We start from the raw sequence: 26,183 nt of genomic DNA on the forward strand, positions 1-26,183 counted from the left end.
ACTATCGCCGGCTACGAACAAGGGAAGGGCCAGTTCGAACTGGAACTATGCGTCACCTGGGCCACTGACCCAATTGATCCTTGCTGGCGAACTTCTCGATACACGCATAAGGCGGAAAAGTCCGCCACTCGTTCATATGCCTCCCTGACCTCGCTATGCCGATGGCAAACGCCCGCTTTCTTAGCTACCGTGCGGCGAGATTATCAGACTGGTTAGGACGAACGGTTTGCTGCGTTAGCGAAGGACGCGATTTCAATTCGGGTGCTTTGGGCTCGATGCAGTCATTCACCGAAATTTGGTGACTGTCTGCTGTGCAGCGCAAAGCAGTCCTTCATGGCTGCAAATTCGAATTTTTGCTTTTGAAAGACTGCTTTCACCGGCAGCGGACGTTCGCTGCAATCACAACGAATGTCTCAGTTGCGGACAAACCCGCCGTTCCACGATATAAATAAAGGGATAAGATGGAGGACGCATGGAAATCGGACACTGCCTTTGTGGCGAAATTGAATTCGGTGTTGAGGGCCATCCAAACGACGTCCTTAACTGTCACTGCAATTTTTGCCAAAGGGCAACCGGTTCTGCCTATTTGGTCGAAACGATGTTCGACAGAAAGAATTTTCACCTGCTGCGTGGGGCACCTCAAGTGTATGACCACGTCAGCGAAGGTAGCGGCAAGGTGATCCATATTCATTTCTGCGGCACATGTGGGACCAAAACCCATATGACATTCGACCGGTTTCCAGCTTCGGTCGGTGTCTTCTCCGGCACCTTCGACGAAAAAGACTGGTTTGAACGAACCCCCGAAAACGCCCTGCATTTCTTTCTCAGCACGGCCCCCAAAGGAACGGTACTACCGGCCGGATTCGAGATATATGACGCCCATTACTGGCAATCGGAGGGTGTCGCTTCCACGCCTGTTGTGTTCGATGAAAACACAGTTGTGACCGACGAAGTGAAAGCGGAAAGCGTTGAGCGGTTGAAGAACTTGAAGCCCTGATTGCCAGTAACGTTCAGCAATCTTTTCGCAGTTATTCTTCACGACAGCTCTGGGCTGCCATTAGCTGCGGAAGTCATGAGGGTCCGGTTTTGGCCGTGGTCTGGTTTCAGGTTGCTTGGCGGTTAAGAGGGGCGATCACTTAATCACTTCAAGCGGTTTTGTGGTGCTGCCGTTTCGCCCGTGCCGCGGATTTCTAGGTACGCCATGCCGGGCCGTTTTATGGACTCGTCCAGTATCGTTATGGCATCGCGGGTCAGTGACGGCGATCCATAGCTGTCCTTCAGCGATGCTAGGGCGTCATCCCTGGGGATGATGTCTTCGGCTACGAAAGCGCCCGCGCGACGGGCAACCTGTGACAGGATGGCGTTTCGGTCGTCGCCTGGAGCAGCCTTGGAAAGCCGCCAAAGATCGAACTCAAAAATCATCCGACACCGATCTCCGCCGTATTCTTCGATCACTGACTTTCGCCCTTTTGGCTTCAATCCAGTGCGACGAAGAAGGCGTCCGGAGGCTTCGTTTATCATGTCCCAGTAGCCGGCATAGATGACACCTAGGTCGTCGAGGGAACGAAGCCTCTCACCCAGTGCATCAGCAGCTTCGCTCATAAGCCCGCGCCCATGCCATTGCGTTCCCAAGGCGTAGAAATATTCGCCATTCCAGCATTGGTGTTCGTTGCGTTCCATGTAGAAGCCTGTGACGCCCGCCAAAGCTTGATCGGATTTGGGCACGACCGAAAAAAGGCCCATGCCGCCATCATCCCAAATGCCGCCATCGCCGTCACTGCCCATGATCGAGGTCCAGCGCTCGGCCTCAGCGAGGGCGCTTTCTGGCGTTCTGATGTCATGCGCCAGCATTCCGACGACATTTGGGTCTGAAAACACCACCTGCGCTATGCCGTGGGTGTCCTGCTTGGTCACCGGTTGCAGAATGAGCCGATCCGTTTCGATAATCATTCTACCGCCACTTCCTTGATGCCGCCGTGTGTCTGCAAAATAAAGAAGGCTTGCGAAGGCACTGGCAGGGACATTGTGTCTGGTGTGGATAAATCAGCGTGAATTCCTCGCAGCACCCGACCTGCCAATCCATGCGAAACAATGATCTTGTGTTCGTGTGGGTCGTTGGTCAAGTCATCCAGAAAACGCGCAAGACGCAACCGAAAGACATCAAAACCTTCACCTCCGGGTGAATTGAAATACCATTCGCCGGGCGCGCCTACATCACGGTTACCGGGCCATCCCGCATCGATTTCATCGTCGGTAAGCCCATCCCATTTCCCAAAATCGAGCTCAGCAATCCGGTCATCCGTCACCCTCTTCCTCAGACCGGCAAGTGCCGCGGCGATGATTTCGGTTGTTTCCAAGGCTCTTGTCAAAGGGCTTGAGAAAATCACACAATCGCCATCTCCAACCTCACAAGATATCACGCGGGCGGTGTCTTGGGCAAAAGACCGTCCAGCTTCGGTAAGATTGGCCTGACTCCTACCTTGCAAGCGGCCCTGCACATTCAATTCGGTTTCCCCGTGACGCAATAGAAATATCATTCGCAACCGGCTCCCTTCATAACTCAGCATACTGCGTATTAGGCTGTGTGGGTAGGCACGCTTCGAACTGCAGCTTTGCTGCAGCATACACCAATGTCTATTCAGCGGACGATGTGAACCTGGAACTCACTGTTCGGCACCCATGCTAACTGGGCTTGGAACAGATTATCTGAATTGGGTGAGTTCTTCGCTCTTCGATGTTCCGCGCGGCATTGCGCACGATCTGCGGAGCCAATTTGCCCAACAGAATATGAGCGCCAAATACCGGCGCTTGACCCTTTTCGGCAAGTTCGATGGCGCGGTTGTAGCCTTCGAAATATTTTTCACCTGTGTCAGTGACCTTGATGTCTGTAAAACCTGCGTTCTTCAGCGCGGTAACGGTATCCGCAGGTCGCATAAGGTATGCGCCGCTTCCGTCCTCTGACCACGGCACGGGATGGTGCGGCTCCCCGACTTCGCCCAGTCCGTGTTCTGTAAGCGCAAAAAATGCACCAGGCTTCAGTACCCGGAAGGCTTCGTCGAAAAACACGTCCCTATCCGGCACGTTCATTGTGACGTGCTGCGTATACCCACCATCGAAGGCTTCGCCATCATAAGGGAGTTTCTGCCCATCGCCGTGCTGGCACTCCACTGCCTCTTCCATCCCGACGAGTACGCTTAGCTTGTTGGCGGCGTCTACGAACGGAGCCGTAATGTCGATGCCGTCAACGTGGCAGTTGAAACGTTTTGCTAGATACCTGGCGGGACCGCCGAGCCCACAGCCTATATCGACGAGACTGTCACCTTCTTTGATCGGCAAAGCGTCAGCGAGTTCAACGGTTGCCGGAAAACCTCTCGCATGGAAATGATCCACAGGTGCGAGCTGTTCTACCGTGACAGAACTGGGGTCTACGCCCGCCAGTTCCATCGTGTCTATAATTCGGGAGAATACGTCTCCTTTACCCCAATGATCTGAAATGGTCTTTGCGTCTGTCATCTGCCCACCCCCCTGCTGCAGCTACTATGTTAACACAGCTTAGATGACTCAGATACGCGGGTCCATTTAGGCAGCTTGGGGCTCAAGGCAGTCATTCGGCCGTTTTTCTCAAACGGCAGCTTTGACGCGTTAAGCTGCCATTCACGACCGAAAATTCAAAGTTCTGGTTCTGAATGACCGCTTTCACCAGCACCGGACATTCGACAAAAAATGGCGAGCGGCCGAGTTGCGGACAGAACGGTCGCTCTGTCCGCAGTGTTTTTCGGTCAAACTGGCTCGCTGGTCGCAGCAAATTCCTCAAGACGTCGAGCGGCCTTGTGAAGTATTGCCGCAAGGCGGACGCAGACCTCGCATGTGAAACTCCCGCGCATTTCATGGCCAGCTTCAAGCCGGGTAATTTCCAACTCAAGTAGTTCACATCGGGGGTTCCACCCCTCCCGAAGCATCATCATTTCGTAGTCAGCAAATGGCTTGGTTTTCTGTCCGGAGTGCATTGTCATTTCCTCTTTATGGTCTCTTGATTTGGTGGTCTCTGAAGAAAGAATGCTCCGGTCTGGGGGCCCATGACAAACGATGGTTTTTTGGTACATAGAAAAGAAAAATTTGTGTATGATGCGTTATGGTCTTCCGAATGCCTCCGCTCAAACAGTTACACGCCTTTGAAGCCGCCGCCCGGCATCAGAGCTTCAAGAAAGCGGCAGAAGAGTTAAATGTGACACAGGCGGCGATAAGCCATCAGGTTCGTGCACTCGAAGATCATCTTGGGAAGAAACTCTTTCACCGAAAGACCCGCCAACTCGTGCTGACGGATGCAGCAAGAGAGTTTGCTGAAGGTCTTTTTGGTGCTTTTGCGCAAATGCAGGCCTCTGTTGAGCGGATCAGCAGTCAGCAGATGGCTGGTAGTCTGAAGCTGTCAGTTGCTCCGTTCTACGCAAACCGAATGCTGTTGCCCCTGCTACGGAATTTTCACGAGGTTTATCCAGATATTCGCATTATGCCGGAGATGGACGCAGATGTCGTAATCCTCAAAGGCAGTGATATTGACGGTGCAGTGCGGTACGGAGACGGTTCGTGGTCAGGCCTCGCTTCGATCTTGCTCAGGCAAGATCAGGTCGGCCCAGTGGCCGCACCGGAACTGGTGCAAGAGTATGATTTGCCAATGTCTCCTGAAGAGATTGCCAAGTTGCCCCTTGCATATAACCTCGGTACTCAAGGCGATTGGCCGAGATGGTTTGCTCAGTGCAATGCCTTTCCTGACGCGCGCCAGCAACTGATTGAGTATTCTGACCGCGCCAAGGCCATTGATCTTGCTTTATCGGGCAATGGCGTTGCGCTCGCCGACACCCTGTTGACCGAAGCCGATGTACGCAATGGCCACCTCGTTCGACTGCATCCCGAAACAGTTCCTTCTGAGAAAAGCATGTATGTCGTTTATGCTGAGACCGCATACCCGGACCCGCGCCTGATTGCTTTTGCCGAATGGTACCAAAATGAACTTGAGCAGCTAAACCGTGCTTGATCTTTACCTTGTATGGAGCGCTGACGGCAGGTCTGCTTTGGGCTGATTGTGTTGAAAAACTCTGTTTTCTGTAAGAAATGGTGAAAAACTTCGCCATAGAGCGCCGGTTGAAGATTCTGGCTGGGGGCTCGACCAAATCAGAGCTTTGGCGATGTGCGCGTCTCTAACAACCATCGACACGCAAAGGCGTCGGCACAAGACGCGTTTTGTTCATACTACCACGGCCGAGCTTTTCTGCGGCGGCGTAAATCGGAACATTGGCATTTGCCTTCCATTTAATGAACCGGATCAACGTCGCCTGTGGGCTCGATGCAGTCATTCGACTGTTCTTCTCTGATGACCGGTTCGTCGCGTTAAGCCGCCGTTAGCGACTGAAAATTCGAAACTTTTGTTCCGAATGGCTGCTTTTACCGGCACCAGACGTTCGCTGCACTCTGTATTAATGACCGCCTTGCGGACGAAACCGCCGTTGGTGTTTAGCCTGGGAACTGTGGTTTCCCGCGTTCCCAGGTGAAGTCACTTATGCGGTTTGGTCGGCGGTTTCCGGGCCAAAAGTGTTCTTGATCTCCGAAACAAGATCTGCGGGGAACCCGCCCTCTTTGGCGTGACGGTAGATATCATCCGCACTGTCCGCCTCATGCACGCAATAGAGCTTGTCGCCGGCGGCATAGGTGTGGTGCCAGACATAGGGTACTCCAAGACCGTCGACCACGGCATTTGACTTGGCCGATATGTCGCACAGGTCTGCTGCAGTCAGCTTGTCGGCACCGGGAATGTTTCTTTCAACGATGAATTTGGGCATTTCAACCTCCTTGAATGCTGGGTGACCTATGTTCGCCATCAGGCCCGTTCCGGCATAGTTCAGATGGTGAAGCGCGCCCGCTTCACAAAGTGAACTGGCGACAAAAGCCCATTTTCTGTATGCTTCTTCGTGAGGAGGGTTATCTATGGGAACCAAACCTTACGGACTGATTTGCCCGATCATTCATGCAGCCAATGCTCTGGAACCGCGCTGGACAATACCGATCCTGTCCGAAATGTGGGCAGGAGCGACCCGCTTCAACGACATTCGACGTGGTGTTGGAAATATCTCAACAGCGCTACTGTCGCGCCGTCTCAAAGAACTCACCGCTCAAGGGATGATCGAAAGGATTGAAGACCCGGCGACCGGTCAAGTTGATTACATCAGAACTAAGCGCGCCATAGAACTTGAACCCGCGCTTGAGGCATTGGCCAGTTGGGCACAGTGCAACATCGAGGCCAGGGTGGCATTGGAAGACATGGATGTGTCCACGCTGATGTGGAAAATGCGCGGCTATATTTACCCCGATAAGCTTCCCAACCGGCAGGTGGTCATGCAGTTTCGGTTCAGTGACCCTAGATTAGAATATGACACGTACTGGGTCATCGCCCGTCCTGGACATCCAGTAGAAATCTGTTCCGAAACACATGGCTTTGATATCGATCTTTTTGTCGAAACAAATTGCTTGTCGCTGTCTTCGATCATCATCAGCCGCACAACCATTGCACGGGAAATCGAAGAAGGCCGGCTGTTCCTTAGCGGGGATGCGATCCTGTCGCGGACCATGGACCGTTGGCTATACAATCGCAAAGTCGAAGACCCTGATAAAGTTATGCAGTTGGACGGGAACTCCGCATCTGAGCCTGTAGCGTCACAAGCTGCAGCGGAATAACCAGAAGATCCGCCTGCAACAGCGGCCGAAGCAGACCACCAAGTAAAGACCGGTATCGGCGGGCTCTGAGGTAAAGATTCCCGCGGGAATTGCCGGGGAACGTGAGTTTGTTGACGAGCCGCACCCCGTTCACTTAGGTTTTCGTCATGATTAGCGGCAAGTACTTCGACGATTTATCGGTCGGAGACACATTCGAGACTGGTGGGATCACGCTCACAGAGGGTGGGATCGTTGATTTCGCCCTGGTGCACGATCCACAACCTTTCCACGTAGACAAGGTGGCGGCAACGGAGTCGATTTTCGGTGGTCTCATCGCCAGCGGCTTCCAAACTATAGCGCTCACTTTCCGGCTATTCCGTGACACAGGCGTTCTTACCGGGACCAACCTTGGTGGCCATGGCATGGATGAGGTGCGGTGGCTCGCTCCAGTGTTCCCCGGCGACACGCTCCGCGCGCGCGTATCGGTCGAGGTGCTCACGCCATCACGTTCGAAGCCAGATCGGGGAACGGTTCGGTTCCTATACCGGGCATACAACCAAGACGGCATAGAGGTACTTAGTCTAACTATGGACCACGTGATGGCGCGCCGGAAAGCAGACATCTAGTTTATTGGTATGAATGACTGCCACGCGGACAAAGCCGCCACTGCTCAAACGTTCTGATGACGGACATGTCAGCTAGAATATATTCATGAAGTTGCAGGGGCAAAGATATTAATTTTATTTTCACACCCCCTTAATTTTTCATTGGAAATCAGTTGCATTTCTTTATCCAAATGAACTGCAACTTCATTTGACACAAGCAGTGGCCTGTCCAACTTGGAACACATGCTTTCAATTCGTGCTGTCGTATTCACAGCCCTCCCGGAGACCGTGAAATCCATGCGGGATTTTGACCCGACATTGCCGTATAGCACCTCTCCAAAGTGCAAGCCGATACCGAAGTCTATTCCCAGTGATGGTTTCGAATGTGCGGCACATTGTAGGGCCTTTGTGGCGGCTGAATAGGCATTTTGACAGGCCTGTTGGGGGGAACAGTTTTCATCATCTGCAGGAAAGATTGCTAGAACAGCATCGCCGATGAATTTTAGTACTTCTCCACTGTTCGTCTCGACTGCTTCGGCAATCACTTCAAAAAATCCATTGGCCAGAGCAATGGCCGAATCTGCTGGAAGGCGATCATTTAGACCTGTCCAATCACGAATATCGCTCATGAGTATGGCGGCATTGATGCTCTGAATATGGCCTCTGGTTATTTGCCCATCCAACACTTTCCGGCCGGTGCTTGGTCCCAGATAAGTTTCGGCAACAGCAGTTGCAATTTGCCGCGACCGATAGCTTTCTGTAATCGGCGCGAGGATGGCAGCAATTTTTTTGAAGTGCGCTATGTCTATTTGTGCGAATCCATCGGTCGAATCCGTAACAAAAATAAGCACACCAATGGCCTGATCCGTATACTTCATGGGCAGACCGAAATAATCGGTCGCCCCGCGAGCTTTCAATTCATGCAGGGATTCGTGAACATCCAACGATAAATCTTGAAAAAGCCGCTTTCTGAAAGAATTTCCAGTTTCCGAGATATGGGCCAACGGGCTGCCAATATAGACGTTGCGATTTTCGAGGCCGTGGGGGTTTGCGATGTGCTGGCTCTGCCCCGTATCTCTTTCCCAGACTGTCGAATACGCGGCGATAAGGGGATGCACTGTTTTGATACCCATACGTAGTCGCCAAAGAGGAACGCCCAACTTGACCATATGGTTACCCAGCTGGTGAACCAGTTCATCCATATCAGGCAAAAATCTTCCCTCATCGACCAGCCAGTCAATGACCACGTTATGATCCCATTTTTTGGGTGTTGGTTTTTTTGTTTGATTTGCCACCAAAGATTTTAAATACCTTAAACTCTTAGCCAGTAATTGGGATACAAAGCCAAATAGCATGTTTACGGACAAGTTAGGCAATAATTCTAGCGGTCACTAAGGGCTCGATGCAGCCGTTCGCCGCGTCTTGCATGAACGTCCGGTTTGGAAGGCGTCCATTAGGATTAACAATCTGATGGAGCCTTTCTCGGACCGTGCCCATTCGATCTAAAGCCTTGCCTATGGCTAGATGTATATATGTCCCGTTTTTTGTGACGCTTTCGGATACCAAAACACGCCGATCCGTCACATTTTTTGTGCGTACGCCTATCCTGCCTTTCTCGGACGCACTGAATTTATGACAGTGATGCACGGTTTTTGTGCGGGGTTTTTCCATTTCTTGAAGTCGGTTCGCGCCTTACTTGCGCCCGCCATGGGAAGTTCAGTCAGCGCCCATTGAGCCGAAATGCCAGAGCCGCTTGGCCCGAGATGCGGACCCGCTGTCATGACGACAAAGCCCCGCTCTTCCAGTTCCGCAAAGTATGGCCCGACGGTGTTGCGATGTAGGTTCAACGCAATTGCCGCATCCCTGTGGCTGAGATAGATGCGACCATTGTTGTGCCCGTTAAACCGGCGTTTCAGTTCAACGTAGAGTGCACGGGGTCCCGGCTTCATCGTTGTCCAGGCCTCCGTCCTTTGCAGCCACTCGGGGAGCTGGACATGACGCCCAGCCCCCCGTTTTTTCACCTTGTACGCCTTAGCTGCCATAATCGATGCTCCCGTTGAGGAGCTTTAGAGGTTGCACCGAATTGCTGTGTTTGCACCACCGGAACCTCCTTTCATTTTTCGTTGCAGGAATGGGGTCTGATGTGGCATCTACTGAACTTGTGAGGGTGGCAGTTGATGTCACTTGAGAAGCCCCGGCGCCGCTTGCGGTGTTGGGGTTTTTCATCAGAAATCCTTCTCATCACTTGGATTTTGATTGGTTGGGCAGTCCGCGGGGGCAAAGGGTGGCACGAGCCCGTCACCGGACGTTTTCGGCCTGATGGCGCCAGTTCTGTAGCCTTTGGGCACGCACCCCATGCGCAGCGGCCAGAGCGGACAGTCTGTCTGGACACATTTGCGAACCTCTTTCGGATCAAAAGCGCAGTCGAGACATTTGGCCCGGATTGCTTTGAGACCCGAAATGAAAGGCCGGTTTCTCCAGCCTTCCGGTGGTACACTGCGTGGATCATGGCCAATCAGTTGGCCGCAATCACTTTCAAAAGGAGAGATTTGGAGGAGCGGATCGTGCATCACGCGACCTCCGTACTGGGGTCGGTGCGTTGGTTGGAGAGATAAGCGTTCAGATCGGTACCGTAATACCCGATCCTGCGCCCGATTCGAATAAAGGCAGGCCCCACATTGCGGTGCCGCCACTGCGCGAGTTTTTCGATTGATCCGAACACCCGCATCTCGGGGTCTTCAGGAAAGTACATACGGTCTGCGTCGAAGATATTTGCCATCGTTGGAACCTCTCGGGTTGGTTGCGATGGCTTTGCAGTATGGGCAGATTTACCCGCCTGTCATCAAGTGATATCGGGGCCTTAAGCGTCTTCCAGAAAATGGAAATCGCTTAAGCGTTTTTGCGAAACACCGCTTCATATCGAGACTTGAACGGTTCTTCGGAGCGCAGCGCAGTGCCATACTCGTCTAACGTTCTTTTAGAAGATGGCATTTTAGCTTCGCGATCTCTTGCTGCTTCAAATGCCTGTTCGACGATCCGCTCTTCACTGAACGTGCCAACAGATTGCGACAACTTCTCGATTTCCTGGATCAAAATTTCAAGGTTGGCCAAGCGTCGTTTGCGAGATGCTGCGCCACCCTTTTCACCTCTTACTTTGCTTGTAACTGTGGACTGGATGCCCCTCAGCGCATCTTCCTCATAACTGAACTTCCAGCGGTAATGTTCTACCATGCGCCCCAAAGAAAGAACTTGTCCGTACATGTACCCTCTCACCTGTCTGGCAATTCTCTTGGATAAATCGCTGTCTCTTGCGCCGTCATGGCGGAAAGAGGTGAAACCAGCCAATTCATCCAATATTTTGAACTCAAACCACCTCTTCGTGAAAATGGAATTCAAGTCGCTTAATTCGGGCGCAATGAATGACCTTATACCGTCCAAAGGACTGCGAATTTTTCGTGGCGCTTCCTCGTAATCTATAAAGTCAATTGGGTAGGAACTGTCGTATATATCTAGAGCTTGTTTCTGCTGCTCTTCAGAAAAAAAGTTTTTGTTTACCTTGCTAACCCTAAGTACGTGCTGCGCTTGCTCCAACTCTTTTAGAGAACTCACGTAGCTATCAAAGACTTCCTGCCGGTATTTCGTGTCATCGTAATACTGCCGGCATTGCTCGGCAAAGAAGTCCCAAAGGTCATCGAAACCCGCCTCGAAAAAATTCATCTCCCACCATTTTGGAGCCGAACTGGTTTGCCTATTTTCAAGTATATCGTTTAATAATTGAACCCTGAAGGCTTTTGGTAATTCGTCAAAACCGATCCTTTCAAGTTCCGCTTGCACATCGGCCGGCAAGTTCACTCGCGTTTCGAAAAGCCATTTCTCGGTTTTTCCACCCAGTGGTAAACAAACCGGATCACCCTCGCCATACAAATATGGGTTAATTTCAACTGTTAGTAGCTTGTTTAATCGCTCAATTTCGTCTGATGTAAATCGCTCGACCATGAAGACCTCTAAGAATTTTTGTCGATGCTGACAACAAAAGTACACCAGCGTACCATCAACTGCCGCCGTCTCTCCAACAAGTCCGACCGCGCATAAGCCCGCTCCACATCCGATCCCACCTGATGCGCCAAAACCGCTTCTGCCAGTTCGCGTGACGCGCCCGCTTCCTCCGCCGCCCAGTCCCTAAACGAACTGCGAAACCCGTGTACCGTAACATCTTTCCGGCCCATGCGGCGCAATAACATCAGCATCGACATGTTGGAGAGCGGCTGGTGGCGTTTCTGACCCTCGAAGACATAAGTCGACGCCATCGCCTTGAGCGGTTCCAGTATTGCCAACATTTCGTCCGTCAGCGGCACGCGATGTGCCTTGCCGCCTTTCATGCGTGCCGCTGGCACAGTCCACAGGCGCGCCTCAACATCAATCTCCGGCCACGTCATGTCCAGCACTTCGGACGTGCGCGCAGCGGTCAAGATCGTAAACTGCAGCGCCTTCGCCGCCATCGCACTGCGTCCGTCCAACTCTGCATAGAAGGCTGGCACATCGCGCCACGGCATCGCGTCATGGTGCTGCGGCTTGGCTTTGACGCTCGGCAACACGCGAGCATCACGCACCGCCGTCACGGGGTTCTCACCCGACCGGAACCCTTTGGACTTGGCCACATCCAGCACTGTCTTGATACGCTGCGCCAGTCGCTTGGCCGTTTCGTGCTTGTCCGTCCAGATCGGCGACAGGCACATCAGGACTTCGGGTTGGCCAATGCTATCAATCGGCATGCGTCCGATTTTGGGAAACGCATAGTCGCGCAGTGTGTTCATCCATTGCTGACCGTGTTTTGCGTTTTTCCATGTCGGCATGCGGTCAATATGCACCTGACGGCTGATTTCCTCAAAGGTCGGGATTTCACGCTGCGCGTTGAAACGGGGATTCAATCCCGTCTTGGCCATCCTGCGATATTCAAGCGCGCGTTCTCTTGCTTGATTGAGCGTGACTATATCTGCACCGCCCAACCCAAAGTCCGTACGCAACGGCGCGCCCTTGCGGTTTTTCTGGCCTTTGACGGTCACACGCACAATCCAGCGCCGCGCGCCGGACGGATCGACAACCAGATAAAGCCCCGCGCCGTCGCCATGACGGCCAGGTCCCAAGTTCTCAACCAGCTTCTTAGTCAGCTTACCACTCAATGCTGCCACGAGAAATACCACCAATCATACCACGCAATGAAAGCATACGGGTAAAATCGGGTAAAAGCCAATGAAACGTCAAGAGACGCGTAGAGCCATATAAAGCAGGTATGAAAGCCGCTTAACTTAACTCTATGCAATGTAGAAAATGTGGTGGTGGCGGACAGACAGGGATTCGAACCCTGGAGACGGTCTCCCGCCTACACACTTTCCAGGCGTGCGCCTTCGACCACTCGGCCACCTGTCCGTGGGACGCTGATTAGACCAGCCCGCAATGCAATTGCAAGGGCCAAGCGCATAACAATCGTACGATTGTTTCATGCGGTGCTTTCCAGTAGCCTCATGCCGGTAAAACCAGACCACAGGACATCCGGCACGTTATGAACGATCTTGACCCGGCCACTTCGCCTTCCCGCACCGAACCGACTTCGCGCCGTCGCGTTGACACCGGTACCGTGCAGGCCATTGCTCTGGTGATCATCGCCTGTGCCGTCGCGGGAGAGGTTCTGGTACAATCCCGGTTTCTGCTGATCAATCTGGTGGTTGCAATCATCATTTTCAGCCTGACCAGCGATGTGATCAATTTCATCGCCCGTCAGCGTATCGGCCCGCTGCACATCCCCAACTGGCTGGCCAGTCTGGGCGGTCTTGCCATCATCTCGGCCTCGTTGCTGATCCTGACGTCGATCCTTCTCAGTCAGGTGAACCCGGTTCTGATGACCACATTGCGCATATCCGAAAGCGCCCCCGCCGCGATCGCATCGCTGTTCGCCTGGATGGGTGAAGAGGTCGAGGCGTCGATCCTGCAATCCCTCGGCTCTATCAAGGTTTCGGGGTATCTGCGCACCATCGCGGGACAGGCAGGCAACCTGATGTCGGCCACTGTCATCGTCATCCTGTTTGTCGGGTTCCTGTTCGTCGAACGGATCTGGTTCGGGGCCAAGCTGGACAATATGTTGCGCGATCCGTCACGGGCGCAACAGGTGCGCCGAGTGATCGCGTCGATCATGCACAACGTGAACTATTATCTGCTGGTCAAAACATCGGTCGGGGCCGTTACCGGAACTCTGGTCGGTATGGTCTGCGTCGGCTTTGGGCTGGAACTGGCCGTGGCGCTGGGGGTTCTGACCTTTGTGTTGAACTATATTCCGTCAGTCGGCTCTATCGTGGCGACGCTGCTGGTGACACTGGTCGCCTATGTCGAACTGGGCGATGCCGGGGCAACATTTGCGATTTTCCTGATCGTGGCGATCTTGCAGTTCGTCATCGGCAACGTGATCGATCCGCTTCTGACCGGGCGAACATTGCGCGTTTCCTCGTTCGGGATCATCCTGTCGCTGGCCTTCTGGGGGGCGGTCTGGGGCATTCCGGGCATGTTCCTGTCGGTTCCGATCATGGTGGCAGGCATGATCATCTGCGGCCAGTTTGAGGTGCTGCGCCCGGTGGCGATCCTGTTGTCCCGCGAAGGCCTGCCCGATCCGGAACCCTATGTCGATATCGATCCGGCCGCGCCGCACCGGTCCGCGACAAACGGCAAGTAAGGCGATAAACCCCGCCTTCAGCCTTCGCCGCGGTTCAGCACTTCGGGATTGCGCAACCAGATGTCACGCTGGGCAAACGGAATTTCGATACCTTCTTCTTCGAACCGTTTCGCGATTTCGTGGTTCATGTCGGATTTCACGGACAATACCCAGTTCACATCGCGCAGGATCGCCCGGATTTCAAAATCCAGCGAGTCCGCACCAAAGCTTTGGAACACGATGTTCGGTGCCGGATTGGCCAGAACCATGGGGTGCGCGTTCGCAATCTCGCGCAAAATCTCTTCCACGCGTTTGGTATCGGTGCCGTAAGCCACACCGACGCTGACGATCACACGACCCACGGTATTGCCGCGCGTATAATTCGTGACCGTACCGCTGACAAAATCGGCGTTGGGTATGATCACATCGGTGCGGTCAAAGGTTTCGATCCGTGTCGCGCGCACCGAAATATCGCGCACATATCCCATCTGGCCATTCACTTCGATCCAGTCGCCTTCGGAAATCGGACGTTCGATCAGCAGGATGATCCCGCTGACAAAGTTCTGCACGATGGTCTGAAGACCGAAACCGATCCCGACGGACAGCGCACCAGCCACAATCGCAATTGATGACAGATTGATGCCCGCCGCAGTGATCGCCACCACGGATGCAATGAAAATCCCGACATATCCCAGCCCCGCAACAATCGCTGTCTTGCCGCCGGGATCAATCTGCGTTTTTGGCAGAACCGTGTTGCGCATGGTCCCTTGCAACAAGCGGGTGATCGAATAGCCGATGGCAAAAACGACAGCAAATGTCAGAAACGCCGAAGGAGAAATCTGGACGCCGCCGATGGAAAATCCGCCCAGAAAGTTCAGCCACCATTCATACAGATCAGCAATCCGGGCACCCCAGAACAAGGCCAGAAACGGCAGTGATGCCAGAGTAAGCCCAAACCCCAACAGGACCGGTACCAGCGCATCGCGCCCTGCCTCACCCTTTTTTGTGACCCAGACATAAATGTCGGTTGCAAGCCGGTTCAGCACCAACACCAGGGCCAGCGCCCAGGTGGTTGCGATCATCGGGAAAATGATGCCCTTGCTGGCGGCGGTGTATCCGAACGCGGCAAGTATTGGTGTCGCAATGCCGATCGCCGCCATGGCCGTGCCGATATTGCGCGCCAGCCATTCCGCATTGCTTTTCTGCGTTGCGTCCTCGTCGTCCTCCGGTTTCGGGATGTTGCGCAAGATCTGGCCCAACCTCGAAAACACCAATCCGGCCAACAGGACTTGCGGGAAAAACAGGATCGCTTCGACCTGAGGGGAAAACCGTTCGAAATTCGAAAGCATTTCGAAAAAGCTGCGCAACACGATCAGAACCGCGAGGAATGTGCCGTAGAACCGTGCCTCGGCGCGGCGCTGAAGCGGCAAATTCAAAAGCGGGTCATCTTCGTTTTTTGCGAAAACCTGTTCGCACAACCAGCGGAACAACAGGATAATCGCCCCCCACGCGGGAATGGCGAAGATAAGCGTGCTACCGCGCAACCCAAGATTTCCGGTCAGAACAAAGGCCTGTGCAATAGCCACCAGACCAATCAACGGCAGAATGATGCGCCCAAGCGAGACGATCAACTGCCAGATCCGCGCGCCGCCCCCACCCAAAAGAGCGAAACGCGCGCCAAGACGTTTGGACCAGCGCCCGCCGCGCGCGATCAGGACGAGGCCAATCGCGGCCAGTGCAATAATCACTGGCAGATTATCGCGTGTCGTTACGGTGCGGGTGGGCGCGTTGCGCATCGCCTTTGACTCGGCTCCGATGGCACGCAAGGATCGCAAAACATGTTCAAACGCGACGGGCCATTCCGACAGGTTAAGAGGCGACGGGGACCGTTCCAGAAAATCGTCGCGCATCCGTTCGCGGATCAGCTTGTCGATTTCCGACACAAGAGCATCAGCAAGACTATAGGCTTCCTGTGCCGCGACCACAGGCTCGCGCGCCTGAGCCAGTTGGTTCTTCAGGTTTTCACGACGCACGGCTACCGGTTCCGGATCGCCTGACTCGGGAACAGGACCCAGCGCTTCAAGCTGCGCATTCAGCGTACTTATGCGAGTGTCATTGATGCTTTGCGCGTCCTGAAACTGTTTGCGGAACGCCACGATTTCCTTGCGCAGGTTTTCCATCGTGATGACCGACGCACGATTGGCCTCAATGGCCGCCTCGGCGCGCGCAGCAGTCGAGTCCCACGCGTCGTAATCCGGCGCCTTGCCTTGGGCAACGGCCAGCCCGGCGCACAGCACAAGGCAAAAGGCCGCGATAAGGGTGCGTAACGTTTTCATACGTCTTCGAACACGCCGGGGATGCTGGCCGGCGCCTGTGTCAGCCAGCGCGGCTGCGGCAGGTTCTTTTCGCGCAGGAAATCAGGATTGAACAGCTTGGATTGGTACCGCGTGCCGTAATCGCACAATATGGTTACGATCGTATGGCCCGGTCCCATATCTCTGGCCATCCGCACCGCTCCCGCGATGTTAATGCCGGATGAACCGCCCAGACACAGACCTTCGTGTTCCAGCAGATCAAACACATAGGGCAGTGCCTCGGCATCGTGAATGTTGTAATTGAAATCCGGTGTCAGACCTTCCAGATTCTTGGTGATCCGGATCTGCCCGATCCCTTCATTGATCGACCCACCTTCGGACATCACCAGTTCACCACTGGTGTAAAAATTGTAAAGCGATGCGCCATCCGGATCCGCCAATCCGATCTTGACCCCCTTGGGTTGCAAGGCCTGCGCCACACCGGCCAGCGTTCCGCCTGATCCGACCGCACAGATAAACCCGTCAACCTTGCCGTCGGTCTGCTGCCAAATTTCCGGTCCGGTGCCTTCGACATGGGCCTGTCGGTTGGCCACGTTGTCAAACTGGTTCGCCCAGATCGCGCCGTTGGGTTCGGTCTTGGCCATTTCGCGCGCCAGTCGCTCTGAATAGCGCACAAAGTTATTCGGATTGCGATAGGGCACCGCCGGCACCAGAACCAGCTCTGCTCCGATCAGGCGCAACATATCCTTTTTTTCCTGGCTTTGGGTTTCCGGCATCACGATAACGGTCTTGAACCCCATCGAGGCGCCGACCAGCGCCAGACCGATGCCGGTGTTGCCCGCCGTGCCTTCGACAATCGTGCCACCTGGTTTCAGATCACCGCGCGCAATCGCATCACGGATGATGAACAACGCCGCACGGTCCTTGACCGACTGGCCCGGGTTCATGAATTCGGCCTTGCCCAGAATCTCGCATCCGGTTGCCTCACTGGCCTGTTTCAACCGGATCAACGGAGTGTTGCCGACCGCCCCGGCCAGATCTGATGCAATGTGCATGATACGTCCTCGATTATTCAGTGGCGTTGACGCCTTGGTCAGATGTACCCGCGCGCCGCCGCGACCTCAAGCCATTGACGGGGTCAGGCGGTATTTCGCAACCTGTCGCGGTGCCGCGCCAGCCACAGCGTGGCCAGCACCAGCGGCGCATTCCGGATATGGCCCCGATCCAGCATCGCCATCAGCGCATCAAATCCGATCAGATGCACGCGAATATCCTCGTTCTCGCTGTCCAGCCCGCCGGTGCCATTGGTCTTATCCGGCAAATTCGCAAGGCCGACATAGACATAGAAAAATTCGCTGGATGCGCCGGGGGACGGATAACAATCCGCAACGTTTTCAAGCGTATAAAGTTCAACCCCCGCCTCTTCCAGCGTTTCGCGATAGGCGGTTTGTTGCGGCGTTTCCCCGGCATCCAGTCGCCCCGCAACCGGTTCAAGCTGCCAGACATCCGGATCACCACGCCCCAGCGGCCCCATGCGCATCTGTTCCACCAGCAGAACCACATCGCGCACCGGATCGTAGGGCAGCACAATTGCAGCATCCCCGCCCATGAAAACCGCACGTTTGACAATATCGGTTTCCTGCCCGTCGAACCGGCGAAACGACAGATCATATTCATCCAGCGCAAAGAAATCGGCATAGGCGCGCCGGTGCTGTGAAATCCGGACATCCGCGCGGCTCAGGCCGCTTGGGCTGACCGGCACGCCCGCCGCTGCGTTCAGACGGGCGGCGGCGCGGGCCTGTATCATCGGGAACATGCGCCCGATCTGATCGTCGGATTTGACCCCGAAATAATCCATCACTTCTATCGCGGCCGTCGAGGCCAGTGGCCCGCAATCCTTTTCCCATTCGGTCAGGGACCACGGCGCACCGGGCTGCCACAGCAATACATCGGGGAAAAAAACCTGTGCCGGTTCGGCATTGCCGTCCTCCGTCACCACATGGACCGGGCTTAGATCATAATCGAACCCGGATTCGTAGAAATCCAGCCGCGCCACGTCTTCATCGCTTAACCCGCGGATCAGCAGGCCCTGCGCCTGCGCGCCAGCCTGCGCGACAATCATCGGAAAGGTCTGATCCTTGGCCCAGTACACAGCATGATCGGGCAACACCGCCTGCGCCATGTCCAGACTTGAAGGTGCGCGCCCCAACACGATCCCGAGAAGCGGCAGATGCCGCAACGTGCCATAACAAAAGAATGAAGTCATGCCGTCAGCGCCATTTCCGCGACGCATGTTCCGTAAGCAGGCCGACAATCACGCCGCCGATCACCAGAACCATGATCAGCGGGCCGTTCAGCAACACCATACCAAACTGGGCCATCAGTTCGAAAATCGCGATCACCGCTTCGAACGCGTTGTCATAGCGGTTACGCATCGCAAGGCGTACCATTTCGTTGCAGCCCTGCACGAACAGACCCCAGAACACCAGACTGACCATACCGGTAAACCCGTTGTTGATCGCGGCCGTGGTGCCCCGCCCTGCCCGCTTGCCCATCACAACCCAGCCGCACAGCACGCCCAGAACGATGTTCACGATTGTGAAATACCCGAAATCCGTGCTTTCGGGCATCAACGGCATAATCATACCGGAGGCGATAAAGGCCAGCACAGCCAGCCCGACAGCGGCGACAAGGCGGGCGGCGTTAGGCATGTATCTTCATTTGAATCATGTGGGCCGTGATATTGTGATCTGGGTTACGTCACAGTTGGCACTTTCAAACGTCGCAGCGCAAGAGGTGAGATAAAAATTCCACATTCTTCGAAACCTCTGATCAAAGCCAAGGGCTGCGATCTGATCCCACTTTTCGTTGAATGTTTCATGCCAGCGCCGCAATGACAGGCTGTAGCTTTTGCCGAATTCCAGCGACCGGACGATGCCAAGACCGGATTTTTCGATCTGCGCGCGCAGCACAGACGGGCTGGGCAGCATGCCGCCCGGAAAGATGTATTTCTGGATGAAATCGGGCCCACGCTTGTAAACGTCCCAACGCCGGTCGGCAACGGTGATGATTTGCAAGGTCGCGTTCTTGCCCGGCTTCAGCCGTTCACGCACCGTTTCGAAATAGATCGGCCAGTATTGTTCGCCAACCGCTTCGAACATCTCGATACTGGCAATGCCGTCATAGACGCCCTTTTCGTCGCGATAATCCTGAAGCTTGAAATCCACCATTCCGGAAAGCCCAGCCTTTTCAATGCGCTTTCGTGCATAGTTGATTTGCTCTTCGCTGATGGTAAGCCCTGTCACCTTCAGGCCGCGCTCTTTGGCGGCGTATTCGGCAAAACCGCCCCAACCACAGCCGATTTCCAGAATATGATCGCCGGGCTGTGCGCCCATCTGATCCACCATACTGGCATATTTGGCAATCTGGGCGGCCTCGTGGCTTTCCTGCCCCGTCTGAAAGATGGCGCTGGAATAGGTCATCGTGTCGTCCAGCCACAATTTATAGAAATCGTTGCCCAGATCGTAGTGATAGGAAATGTTCTTGCGCGCCTGGTTCTTGTGGTTGCGCTGCAGCCAGAACCGCACCCGTTCAAACAGACGTACAATGCCCATTCCGGGAAACCCGTCATATATGTCTTCGTTGTCGGCATGCACCAGATCCATGAACGCCTGCAAGTCGGGGGTCGACCACCATCCTTCAAGATAGCCGTCACAGAACCCCAGATCGCCTTCGCGGATCAGGCGGGCGAACAAATCGTCGTTGTGTATGTCAATTTCGGCCACGGGACCGGGATTCTTGCCGTGGGCGCGAAACCGGCGGCCATCGGGCAAAACAAAATCGACCCGTCCGTTGTTCATGCCTTGCGACATCGCAAAAACATTCGAAAAATAACGGGGCAGCCCTTTCTGGCCGTCTGTTGTCGTCAGGATCATCCCCGCTCCTTCTTCGTTCTCTTGCAGAAAAAGGCTAGGCGCTGCGGCGTGGCCCTTCAAGGTTTCAGTCATATGTTTCATCAGAATCCACGATCTTCATAGGCGCCCAGTGCCCTTTTGCGTCCGTCCGCCGGCGTTACAATCGGGTCGGGATACGCATCATCCGGGGACAGGCCCCAGCGCTTTGGAACGGCATCAAAATAGCTTAACGCGGTGGCACTTGGCCGCGCGCGGCCTTCGGCGATCCATTTATCGGCATAGACGCCCTTGGGGTCGAACTTGTCCAGTTGGCTGGCAGGATTGAACACCCGGAAATAGGGTGTCGCATCCGGCCCCGATCCGGCCGACCACTGCCAGCCCATCGCGTTGCTGGCCGGATCCCAATCGGTCAGGCAATCGGCAAACCAGTCCAACCCGATTTTCCAGTGGGTCAGCAGATGTTTGGTCAGGTAACTGGCCACGATCATCCGCCCGCGGTTGTGCATCCGGCCTGTCACATACATCTCGCGCATGGCGGCATCGACAAAGGGCAATCCGGTGCGCCCCTGTTTCCACGCCAGCACATCGGGATGATCACCGTCAGTCTGCCAAGGGAATTCATCCCAGTCCGGTTTCCAGTTACCGGTCAGAATACGCGGTGTGTGATGCATCAGGTGATAAGCAAACTCGCGCCACACCAGTTCCTTGAGAAACGTTTCCGCGCCCTGTTTGCCCTGATCCTGCGCGCGCGCGCCCGCATGCCAGCACTGATGCGGGCTGATTTCGCCCAAAGCCAGGTTTTCGGACAGGTTTGATGTGCCATCCACGCCCGGACGGTCCCGGTTGGCAACGTAGTCCCCCACCAGTTCATCGATAAAATAATCCAGCCTGTCCTGCGCCGCTGCCTCGCCCAGTTGGATATGGGGGCGCACGATCTCTGCGCCGCGATACATGCCACGCCCCAGCGCCCAATCTGCCAGCGGCTCTGATTTTGGCCAGTCATCGGGGGCCGGCAGGGTTGCGGGTTCAGCCAGCGGATAGGCCACATCGCGCCCCTGCACCGACCGCCAGAACGGCGTGAATACCTTGTAATACCCGCCGGTTTTTGTTTCCACGCTCCACGGTTCAAACATCAGATGCCCGCCAAAGGATCGCGCGTCGATGCCCTGATCCTTCAGCGTTGCCTTGATTTCCGTATCGCGTTCCACCGTATCCGGATCATAGAGCCTGCTCCAGTAAACCGCCGTCGCACCCGTATCCCGGATAAGGTCTTGCAACATATCCAGCGCGCGCCCCTGCCGCAGGATCAGATCGCTGCCCTTTTCGCGCAGGCGGTCCTGCAAATGGCCGACCCCAAGACCCAGACGCCATTGTGGCGCGGTGCCCAACCCGCGCACCGCGTCATCGCAGATGAATACGGGTATGACAGGGCGGCCGGACTCAGCCGCCGCACAAAGTGCCGGGTGATCGGACAGGCGCAGATCGCGCCGGAACCACATTATGATGGGGGTATTTGACTGCACAAGGTGCCTTTTATTATCGTCTTTTAGCTTTATACGCGCGCCACGTCCGTCCGGATTAAACGATATCGTCCAAAGCGTTCAAAAGTTGGTCCATTTCGGATTGTGCGGTGTAATGGGTGAAACTCAGCCGCAGCACACCGTCCTCGGGCGAGATACCCAACGCTTCCAGCGCGCGCACCGCATAAAAATCACTGCCCTCGGCCATGATCCCGCGATCCGCCAGCTTTTTCGCCAGCGGAAAGGCCGCGCGCCCCAGATCCAGCGCCACGGTCGGCGCCCGTCCGCTCGCCTTGTCCGGCCCGATCAGCCTGACGGAATTACGGATGTTTGCCCAGTCCAGAAGCGGCTGCAACAGTCTGGTTTCATGGGCGCGCATCAGGTCGTGCACAAAGGCGGATTTCCTGGCTGGCGCCATATCGCCGCCACCACCGTGATGTGCATGGAGCGCGTCGATGTAATCCGCCATTCCGGCGCAGGCGGCTATCTGGGCATGGTCCGGACCCGCCGGGGTAAAGCGTTTATACAAGCTGTCCGCATTGAAATAATGCCCCTGATTGGGCAGCAATTCCCCCAAGGCCCGCCGGATCACCATCAATCCCTGATGCGGCCCGTATGTCTTATAGGCTGATAACAGATAGATATCGGCCCCCAGCATCCCGACATCGGGGAACCCGTGTGGCGCATAACTGACCCCGTCAACACACACGAACGCGCCCGCCGCATGGGCCATTGCAGTGATTTCAACCACCGGATTGATCGCGCCGATCACGTTGGAGCAATGCGGAAAGCACACCAACCGTACCTTTTCGTCCAGCAACTCATCCAGATCATCGGTGTTCAGCATACCGCTAACGGGGTCGATCTTCCACTCGCGCACCTCGATCCCCTGATCGGCCAGACGCCGCCACGGCCCGGAATTTGCCTCGTGATCCTGATTGGTCACGATTATCGCCTCGCCCTTTTGCATCCAGTCCCCGAACGCACGGGCCAGAACATAGGTGTTCTGTGTCGTTGACGGGCCAAAGCTCAACTCGTCGCCCGCCACCCCAAGCATGGCCGAAAGCCGGGCGCGCGCCTCGTCCATTTCGCAGCCCGCCAGTTGTGACGCGGCATAGGGCGCATAGGGCTGCACCTTGCGCTGCGTATAAAAGCGGAACAACCGGTCGATCACCGGCTTGCAGGTATAAGACCCGCCCGCGTTTCCAAAAAAGGCCTGACCGCGCAGGCTCGGTTCGCTGAACGCCGGGAATTGCGCCCGGACAAAATCGATATCAAGTGTCATGGCAGATTGGTGGCGCGTCCCGCATCATGCGTCAAGACCACAAAAAAAGGCCGCCCCGAAAGGCGGCCTGATCTTGCAGAGTAAATTGTAACGCGGTTGCTATTCCGCGGGTTCGGCCGCGACAACCGATGTGGTGGGCAAACCATGCTTGATACGCTGCCCGTCACGCCAGATCGCCTTGATCAGCGAAACGCCCATCAACACCATCACAAAGCTGAACGGCAAGGCCCCGATCACCATCGCCGTCTGGATCGCGCCCAGACCGCCGGCAATAATCAGACCGCCCACAACCAATGCCAGGGCAGCGCCCCAGAACAGGATATGCGGGCGCGCCTTTGGTCCTTCATCACCCGCCGCGTTGATCGTGTTGATGATCAGCACCGCGCTGTCCGCCGACGTGACCAGATAGGTCAGCAACAGCACAACAATCAGGATCGACATCAGCCAGGCCAGTGTTTCGCTCAGGATCACACCCAGCATCGCGAACAACTGGTCTGCCTGACCAGCGCCGACAATGGCACCGTTTGCTTCGCCGGTCAGTTCCAGATCGATGGCTGTACCGCCCACGATCGCGAACCAGACGAAACACATCAGCGCCGGGATCACCATCGCACCCAGAACATATTCCCGCACCGTACGACCTTTCGAGATCCGTGCCAGAAACACGCCGACGAACGGCGCGAACGCAATCCACCAGGCCCAGTAGAAGATGGTCCAGGCACCCTGCCAGCCCGACAGTCTGCTTTCGGTGGCCGCAGCATAGGCCGCTGCAATATCACCTGCCGGCAAAGATGCGGCACCTTCCGGCAATCCTTCGGTAAAGGACGCCAAAGTGCCCCACGGGCTTGTCGCGCCGTCATACACGGCCGACAGCGTCTCGGCGGGCAACGCCTGAACGCTTGCCGGCACATTTGCCACAAACGCATCCATGGGTGTTGCCGACCAGACGGTAAAGATGTTCCCCGGAATGGACAGGAGATAATCCCAGATACCGACAAACAACGCCGACAGCCCAAAGAAGGTCGATCCGAAGATGACAAAGAAGGTCAGAACGAAAAAGCTGAGGCCCATGTTGATGTTGGACAGCCACTTGATCCCCTTGCCCACACCGGAAAGCGCCGACAGCGTCGATGCACCCATGATGATCAGCAGTGCAAAGATGATCGCGCTGGTCGAGGATGATTGCGAACCATCCGCCGCCGTCGTGTACAGCCAGTCGCCGAAGCCGATCCGCGAAAGGCCCGCAATAAACTGCTCCACGCCAAAGCCCAGCGTCTGCGCCACACCCAGAACCGTGGCAACAACCGCCACCACGTCCACAGCATGTCCTACCGGACCAGACAGCTTTGTGCCAAAAATCGGCACCAGTGCCGACCGGATGGTCAACGGCAGCCCGCGCCGATACGAGAAATAGCCAAGCGCCAGCCCGACAATCGCATAAGACGCCCATGCCGCAAGCCCCCAGTGGGTGAACGACCAGATATAGGCATCCCGCACGTTTCCGGCAGTGCTGCCTTCGGTGTCACCCATGATCGTCGCGGGGTTCGATCCGAAATGATACATCGGCTCTGCCGTTGCAAAGGTCAGCATCCCGATACCGATACCGGCGCCGAACATCATGGAAAACCACGAAAAGTTCGAAAATTCCGGTTTGTCAGACTCAAGCCCAAGCTTGAGCTTGCCCGCCGTCGGCCACAGCGCCAGCGCGAAACACAGGATCACGAAAAACGCCATCACATAGACGTACCAGTAACTGAACGATGCAAGAATGATACTGTTCAGTGCCCCCAGAACGCTGGCCGCCTGATCGGGGAACGCGATGGCCCACAGGATCAGCGCACCGACCAGTAACTTGGCCGTAATGGTCACATCCTTGGTGAACCCTCGATAAAATCCGGACGCTGCCGTCTTGATCGGCAGCTCCGTTAGAGCTGGTTTTATTGGCATTTTTCCCTCCACTGCCGCCCGAAAGAAAGACGGTCATTTTTGCGTATTGCGTTTTTATTGTGCCTGATATTGCAGCAATACATACATCTCAGGCTCATCATAAGCGGCACTATGTCAACAAAAAAAGGCAGCTTGCGCTGCCTTTGATCTTTTAATCCCTTGCCACTTACGCGTTCACATCCACCACAACCCGGCCCTTGACCTGGCCTTTCAGAATGTCTTTCCCCAGTTGCGGCAGATCGCCCAGCGTCGCCGGTTGCACCATCGCATCCAGCTTGTCCATCGGCAGATCCTTGGCAATCCGCGCCCAGGCCCGCACTCGGTTGTCATAGGGCTGCATCACGCTGTCGATCCCCAAAAGGTTCACACCGCGCAACAGGAACGGAATGACCGTCGCAGGCAAATCCGCCCCGCCGGCAAGGCCAACAGCAGCCACGGAAGCCCCGTATTTCATCTGTCCAAGCACCCGCGCCAGCATTGCCCCCCCCACGGCATCGACACAGCCCGCCCAGGTTTCGCCCTCAAGCGGACGCTTGACGGTTTCGTTGATGTCTTCGCGCGCGACAATCTGTGTTGCGCCCAGCGATTTCAGATAATCGGCAGTTTCGGGGCGTCCGGTTACACCGGCCACTTCGTGTCCCAGATGCGCCAGAATGGCCGTGGCAACCGATCCAACCCCACCGGCAGCGCCGGTCACCAGTACCGGCCCGTGCCCCGGCTTCAGCCCGTGATCCTCCAACGCCATCACCGCCAGCATCGCGGTGAAACCGGCCGTTCCTACCGCCATCGCAGCGCGCGTGTCCAGCCCTTCGGGCAAGGGCACCAGCCAGTCGGCCTTGACCCGTGCCTTCTGCGAATATCCGCCCCAATGCGCCTCGCCCACGCGCCAGCCTGTCAGCACCACCTTGTCGCCGAGTTTATAGCGCGCGTCCTCTGAACTTTCGACAGTGCCGGCAAAATCGATCCCGGGCACATGCGGATAATTGCGCACCAAACCGCCCCCCGGACCGATGCACAGCCCGTCCTTGTAATTCACCGTGGAATATTCAACCGCGACAGTCACCTCGGCATGGGGCAGATCATCCAGACTGATCTGCGACACCGCTGCGCTGGTTTTTCCGTCTTCATTCTTGTTCACGACCAATGCGTTAAACATCTTATTCTCCTGTTCCACGCGGCGGCACCTTGCGCA

General features: G+C 55.7%; 22 protein-coding genes and 1 tRNA gene. 5 read left to right on the forward strand and 18 right to left on the reverse strand.

The window, feature by feature from the left end:
* Positions 1 to 472: 472 nt before the first annotated feature.
* Complete coding sequence (locus tag C1J05_RS10780) at positions 473 to 997, forward strand: GFA family protein (RefSeq protein ID WP_114870256.1); 525 nt, start codon at positions 473 to 475, stop codon at positions 995 to 997.
* A 143-nt stretch (positions 998 to 1,140) separates the two neighbouring features.
* On the opposite strand, the gene C1J05_RS10785 is transcribed toward C1J05_RS10780, so the two are convergent.
* The 3 genes from C1J05_RS10785 to C1J05_RS10795 form a co-directional block, all read right to left on the reverse strand.
* Positions 1,141 to 1,950 carry a GNAT family N-acetyltransferase gene (locus C1J05_RS10785; RefSeq protein WP_114870257.1) on the reverse strand — a complete coding sequence of 270 codons (810 nt, stop codon included), beginning with the start codon at positions 1,948 to 1,950 and terminating at the stop codon, positions 1,141 to 1,143.
* Positions 1,947 to 2,537: a histidine phosphatase family protein gene (locus C1J05_RS10790; protein ID WP_162798003.1), complete on the reverse strand. Its 591-nt coding sequence runs from the start codon at positions 2,535 to 2,537 to the stop codon at positions 1,947 to 1,949. Before C1J05_RS10790 ends, C1J05_RS10785 begins: the two co-directional genes overlap by 4 nt.
* A 145-nt stretch (positions 2,538 to 2,682) precedes the next feature.
* On the reverse strand, positions 2,683 to 3,513 hold the full coding sequence (locus C1J05_RS10795) for a class I SAM-dependent methyltransferase (RefSeq protein ID WP_114870259.1): 831 nt from the start codon (positions 3,511 to 3,513) through the stop codon (positions 2,683 to 2,685).
* Positions 3,514 to 4,144: 631 nt separating this feature from the next.
* On the opposite strand from C1J05_RS10795, the gene C1J05_RS10805 reads away from it, so the two are divergent.
* The gene (locus C1J05_RS10805; RefSeq protein ID WP_162798004.1) at positions 4,145 to 5,032 is read left to right on the forward strand and encodes a LysR substrate-binding domain-containing protein; all 888 of its coding nucleotides are present in this window, start codon (positions 4,145 to 4,147) and stop codon (positions 5,030 to 5,032) included.
* A gap of 520 nt (positions 5,033 to 5,552) precedes the next feature.
* Here C1J05_RS10805 and C1J05_RS10810 read toward each other — a convergent pair.
* Positions 5,553 to 5,834, reverse strand: coding sequence for a DUF4242 domain-containing protein (locus C1J05_RS10810; RefSeq protein ID WP_114872266.1), 282 nt, complete (start codon positions 5,832 to 5,834; stop codon positions 5,553 to 5,555).
* A 145-nt stretch (positions 5,835 to 5,979) separates the two neighbouring features.
* On the opposite strand from C1J05_RS10810, the gene C1J05_RS10815 reads away from it, so the two are divergent.
* Both C1J05_RS10815 and C1J05_RS10820 read left to right on the forward strand, forming a co-directional pair.
* The gene (locus C1J05_RS10815; RefSeq protein ID WP_114870262.1) at positions 5,980 to 6,726 is read left to right on the forward strand and encodes a winged helix-turn-helix transcriptional regulator; all 747 of its coding nucleotides are present in this window, start codon (positions 5,980 to 5,982) and stop codon (positions 6,724 to 6,726) included.
* A gap of 146 nt (positions 6,727 to 6,872) precedes the next feature.
* Positions 6,873 to 7,331, forward strand: a complete 459-nt coding sequence (locus tag C1J05_RS10820; RefSeq protein WP_205388902.1) for a MaoC family dehydratase — start codon at positions 6,873 to 6,875, stop codon at positions 7,329 to 7,331.
* A gap of 83 nt (positions 7,332 to 7,414) precedes the next feature.
* Here C1J05_RS10820 and C1J05_RS10825 read toward each other — a convergent pair whose 3' ends face one another.
* The 5 genes from C1J05_RS10825 to C1J05_RS10850 form a co-directional block, all read right to left on the reverse strand.
* Complete coding sequence (locus C1J05_RS10825; protein ID WP_205388903.1) at positions 7,415 to 8,605, reverse strand: adenylate/guanylate cyclase domain-containing protein; 1,191 nt, start codon at positions 8,603 to 8,605, stop codon at positions 7,415 to 7,417.
* 1,274 nt (positions 8,606 to 9,879) lie between these two features.
* On the reverse strand, positions 9,880 to 10,089 hold the full coding sequence (locus tag C1J05_RS10835; RefSeq protein WP_114870265.1) for a MerR family transcriptional regulator: 210 nt from the start codon (positions 10,087 to 10,089) through the stop codon (positions 9,880 to 9,882).
* Between the two features lie 110 nt (positions 10,090 to 10,199).
* A complete protein-coding gene (locus tag C1J05_RS10840; RefSeq protein WP_114870266.1) occupies positions 10,200 to 11,306 on the reverse strand; it encodes a hypothetical protein in 1,107 nt (368 codons plus the stop codon).
* Between the two features lie 8 nt (positions 11,307 to 11,314).
* The gene (locus C1J05_RS10845) at positions 11,315 to 12,454 is read right to left on the reverse strand and encodes a site-specific integrase (RefSeq protein WP_254684581.1); all 1,140 of its coding nucleotides are present in this window, start codon (positions 12,452 to 12,454) and stop codon (positions 11,315 to 11,317) included.
* A gap of 193 nt (positions 12,455 to 12,647) precedes the next feature.
* Positions 12,648 to 12,737: transfer RNA gene (locus tag C1J05_RS10850), tRNA-Ser, on the reverse strand.
* 133 nt (positions 12,738 to 12,870) lie between these two features.
* Between C1J05_RS10850 and C1J05_RS10855 the strand changes: the two genes are divergently transcribed.
* Entirely contained in the window at positions 12,871 to 14,031 is a 1,161-nt protein-coding gene (locus C1J05_RS10855) for an AI-2E family transporter (protein ID WP_114870267.1), read from the forward strand.
* A 17-nt stretch (positions 14,032 to 14,048) separates the two neighbouring features.
* Here C1J05_RS10855 and C1J05_RS10860 read toward each other — a convergent pair whose 3' ends face one another.
* The 9 genes from C1J05_RS10860 to acuI form a co-directional block, all read right to left on the reverse strand.
* A complete protein-coding gene (locus C1J05_RS10860) occupies positions 14,049 to 16,346 on the reverse strand; it encodes a DUF3772 domain-containing protein (RefSeq protein ID WP_114870268.1) in 2,298 nt (765 codons plus the stop codon).
* Positions 16,343 to 17,380, reverse strand: coding sequence for a cysteine synthase A (locus C1J05_RS10865; protein ID WP_114870269.1), 1,038 nt, complete (start codon positions 17,378 to 17,380; stop codon positions 16,343 to 16,345). Before C1J05_RS10865 ends, C1J05_RS10860 begins: the two co-directional genes overlap by 4 nt.
* A gap of 83 nt (positions 17,381 to 17,463) precedes the next feature.
* Positions 17,464 to 18,591 carry an NUDIX domain-containing protein gene (locus C1J05_RS10870; RefSeq protein WP_114872269.1) on the reverse strand — a complete coding sequence of 376 codons (1,128 nt, stop codon included), beginning with the start codon at positions 18,589 to 18,591 and terminating at the stop codon, positions 17,464 to 17,466.
* A 4-nt stretch (positions 18,592 to 18,595) separates the two neighbouring features.
* Positions 18,596 to 19,036, reverse strand: coding sequence for a TrgA family protein (locus C1J05_RS10875; protein ID WP_114870270.1), 441 nt, complete (start codon positions 19,034 to 19,036; stop codon positions 18,596 to 18,598).
* Positions 19,037 to 19,051: 15 nt separating this feature from the next.
* The gene (locus tag C1J05_RS10880; RefSeq protein ID WP_114872270.1) at positions 19,052 to 20,260 is read right to left on the reverse strand and encodes an SAM-dependent methyltransferase; all 1,209 of its coding nucleotides are present in this window, start codon (positions 20,258 to 20,260) and stop codon (positions 19,052 to 19,054) included.
* Between the two features lie 80 nt (positions 20,261 to 20,340).
* Entirely contained in the window at positions 20,341 to 21,762 is a 1,422-nt protein-coding gene (locus tag C1J05_RS10885) for a cryptochrome/photolyase family protein (protein WP_217621154.1), read from the reverse strand.
* A 55-nt stretch (positions 21,763 to 21,817) separates the two neighbouring features.
* On the reverse strand, positions 21,818 to 23,044 hold the full coding sequence (locus C1J05_RS10890) for an aminotransferase class V-fold PLP-dependent enzyme (protein ID WP_114870272.1): 1,227 nt from the start codon (positions 23,042 to 23,044) through the stop codon (positions 21,818 to 21,820).
* Between the two features lie 99 nt (positions 23,045 to 23,143).
* Positions 23,144 to 24,991, reverse strand: a complete 1,848-nt coding sequence (locus C1J05_RS10895) for a BCCT family transporter (RefSeq protein WP_114870273.1) — start codon at positions 24,989 to 24,991, stop codon at positions 23,144 to 23,146.
* A gap of 166 nt (positions 24,992 to 25,157) precedes the next feature.
* A complete protein-coding gene (acuI, locus tag C1J05_RS10900) occupies positions 25,158 to 26,147 on the reverse strand; it encodes an acryloyl-CoA reductase (RefSeq protein WP_114872271.1) in 990 nt (329 codons plus the stop codon).
* Positions 26,148 to 26,183: the final 36 nt, after the last annotated feature.

It is taken from the genome of Sulfitobacter sp. JL08 (assembly GCF_003352045.1).
In the GTDB taxonomy this organism is placed as follows: domain Bacteria; phylum Pseudomonadota; class Alphaproteobacteria; order Rhodobacterales; family Rhodobacteraceae; genus JL08.

Coding starts and splice junctions, on each gene's coding strand:
- C1J05_RS10785 (WP_114870257.1), bottom strand. CDS start 1,950: ATGATTATCGAAACGGATCGGCTCATTCTGCAACCGGTGACCAAGCAG.
- C1J05_RS10860 (WP_114870268.1), bottom strand. CDS start 16,346: ATGAAAACGTTACGCACCCTTATCGCGGCCTTTTGCCTTGTGCTGTGC.
- C1J05_RS10855 (WP_114870267.1), top strand. CDS start 12,871: ATGAACGATCTTGACCCGGCCACTTCGCCTTCCCGCACCGAACCGACT.
- acuI (WP_114872271.1), bottom strand. CDS start 26,147: ATGTTTAACGCATTGGTCGTGAACAAGAATGAAGACGGAAAAACCAGC.
- C1J05_RS10880 (WP_114872270.1), bottom strand. CDS start 20,260: ATGATCCTGACGACAACAGACGGCCAGAAAGGGCTGCCCCGTTATTTT.
- C1J05_RS10795 (WP_114870259.1), bottom strand. CDS start 3,513: ATGACAGACGCAAAGACCATTTCAGATCATTGGGGTAAAGGAGACGTA.
- C1J05_RS10895 (WP_114870273.1), bottom strand. CDS start 24,991: ATGCCAATAAAACCAGCTCTAACGGAGCTGCCGATCAAGACGGCAGCG.
- C1J05_RS10815 (WP_114870262.1), top strand. CDS start 5,980: ATGGGAACCAAACCTTACGGACTGATTTGCCCGATCATTCATGCAGCC.
- C1J05_RS10870 (WP_114872269.1), bottom strand. CDS start 18,591: ATGACTTCATTCTTTTGTTATGGCACGTTGCGGCATCTGCCGCTTCTC.
- C1J05_RS10840 (WP_114870266.1), bottom strand. CDS start 11,306: ATGGTCGAGCGATTTACATCAGACGAAATTGAGCGATTAAACAAGCTA.
- C1J05_RS10835 (WP_114870265.1), bottom strand. CDS start 10,089: ATGGCAAATATCTTCGACGCAGACCGTATGTACTTTCCTGAAGACCCC.
- C1J05_RS10890 (WP_114870272.1), bottom strand. CDS start 23,044: ATGACACTTGATATCGATTTTGTCCGGGCGCAATTCCCGGCGTTCAGC.
- C1J05_RS10875 (WP_114870270.1), bottom strand. CDS start 19,036: ATGCCTAACGCCGCCCGCCTTGTCGCCGCTGTCGGGCTGGCTGTGCTG.
- C1J05_RS10805 (WP_162798004.1), top strand. CDS start 4,145: ATGCCTCCGCTCAAACAGTTACACGCCTTTGAAGCCGCCGCCCGGCAT.
- C1J05_RS10810 (WP_114872266.1), bottom strand. CDS start 5,834: ATGCCCAAATTCATCGTTGAAAGAAACATTCCCGGTGCCGACAAGCTG.
- C1J05_RS10865 (WP_114870269.1), bottom strand. CDS start 17,380: ATGCACATTGCATCAGATCTGGCCGGGGCGGTCGGCAACACTCCGTTG.
- C1J05_RS10820 (WP_205388902.1), top strand. CDS start 6,873: ATGATTAGCGGCAAGTACTTCGACGATTTATCGGTCGGAGACACATTC.
- C1J05_RS10780 (WP_114870256.1), top strand. CDS start 473: ATGGAAATCGGACACTGCCTTTGTGGCGAAATTGAATTCGGTGTTGAG.
- C1J05_RS10790 (WP_162798003.1), bottom strand. CDS start 2,537: ATGATATTTCTATTGCGTCACGGGGAAACCGAATTGAATGTGCAGGGC.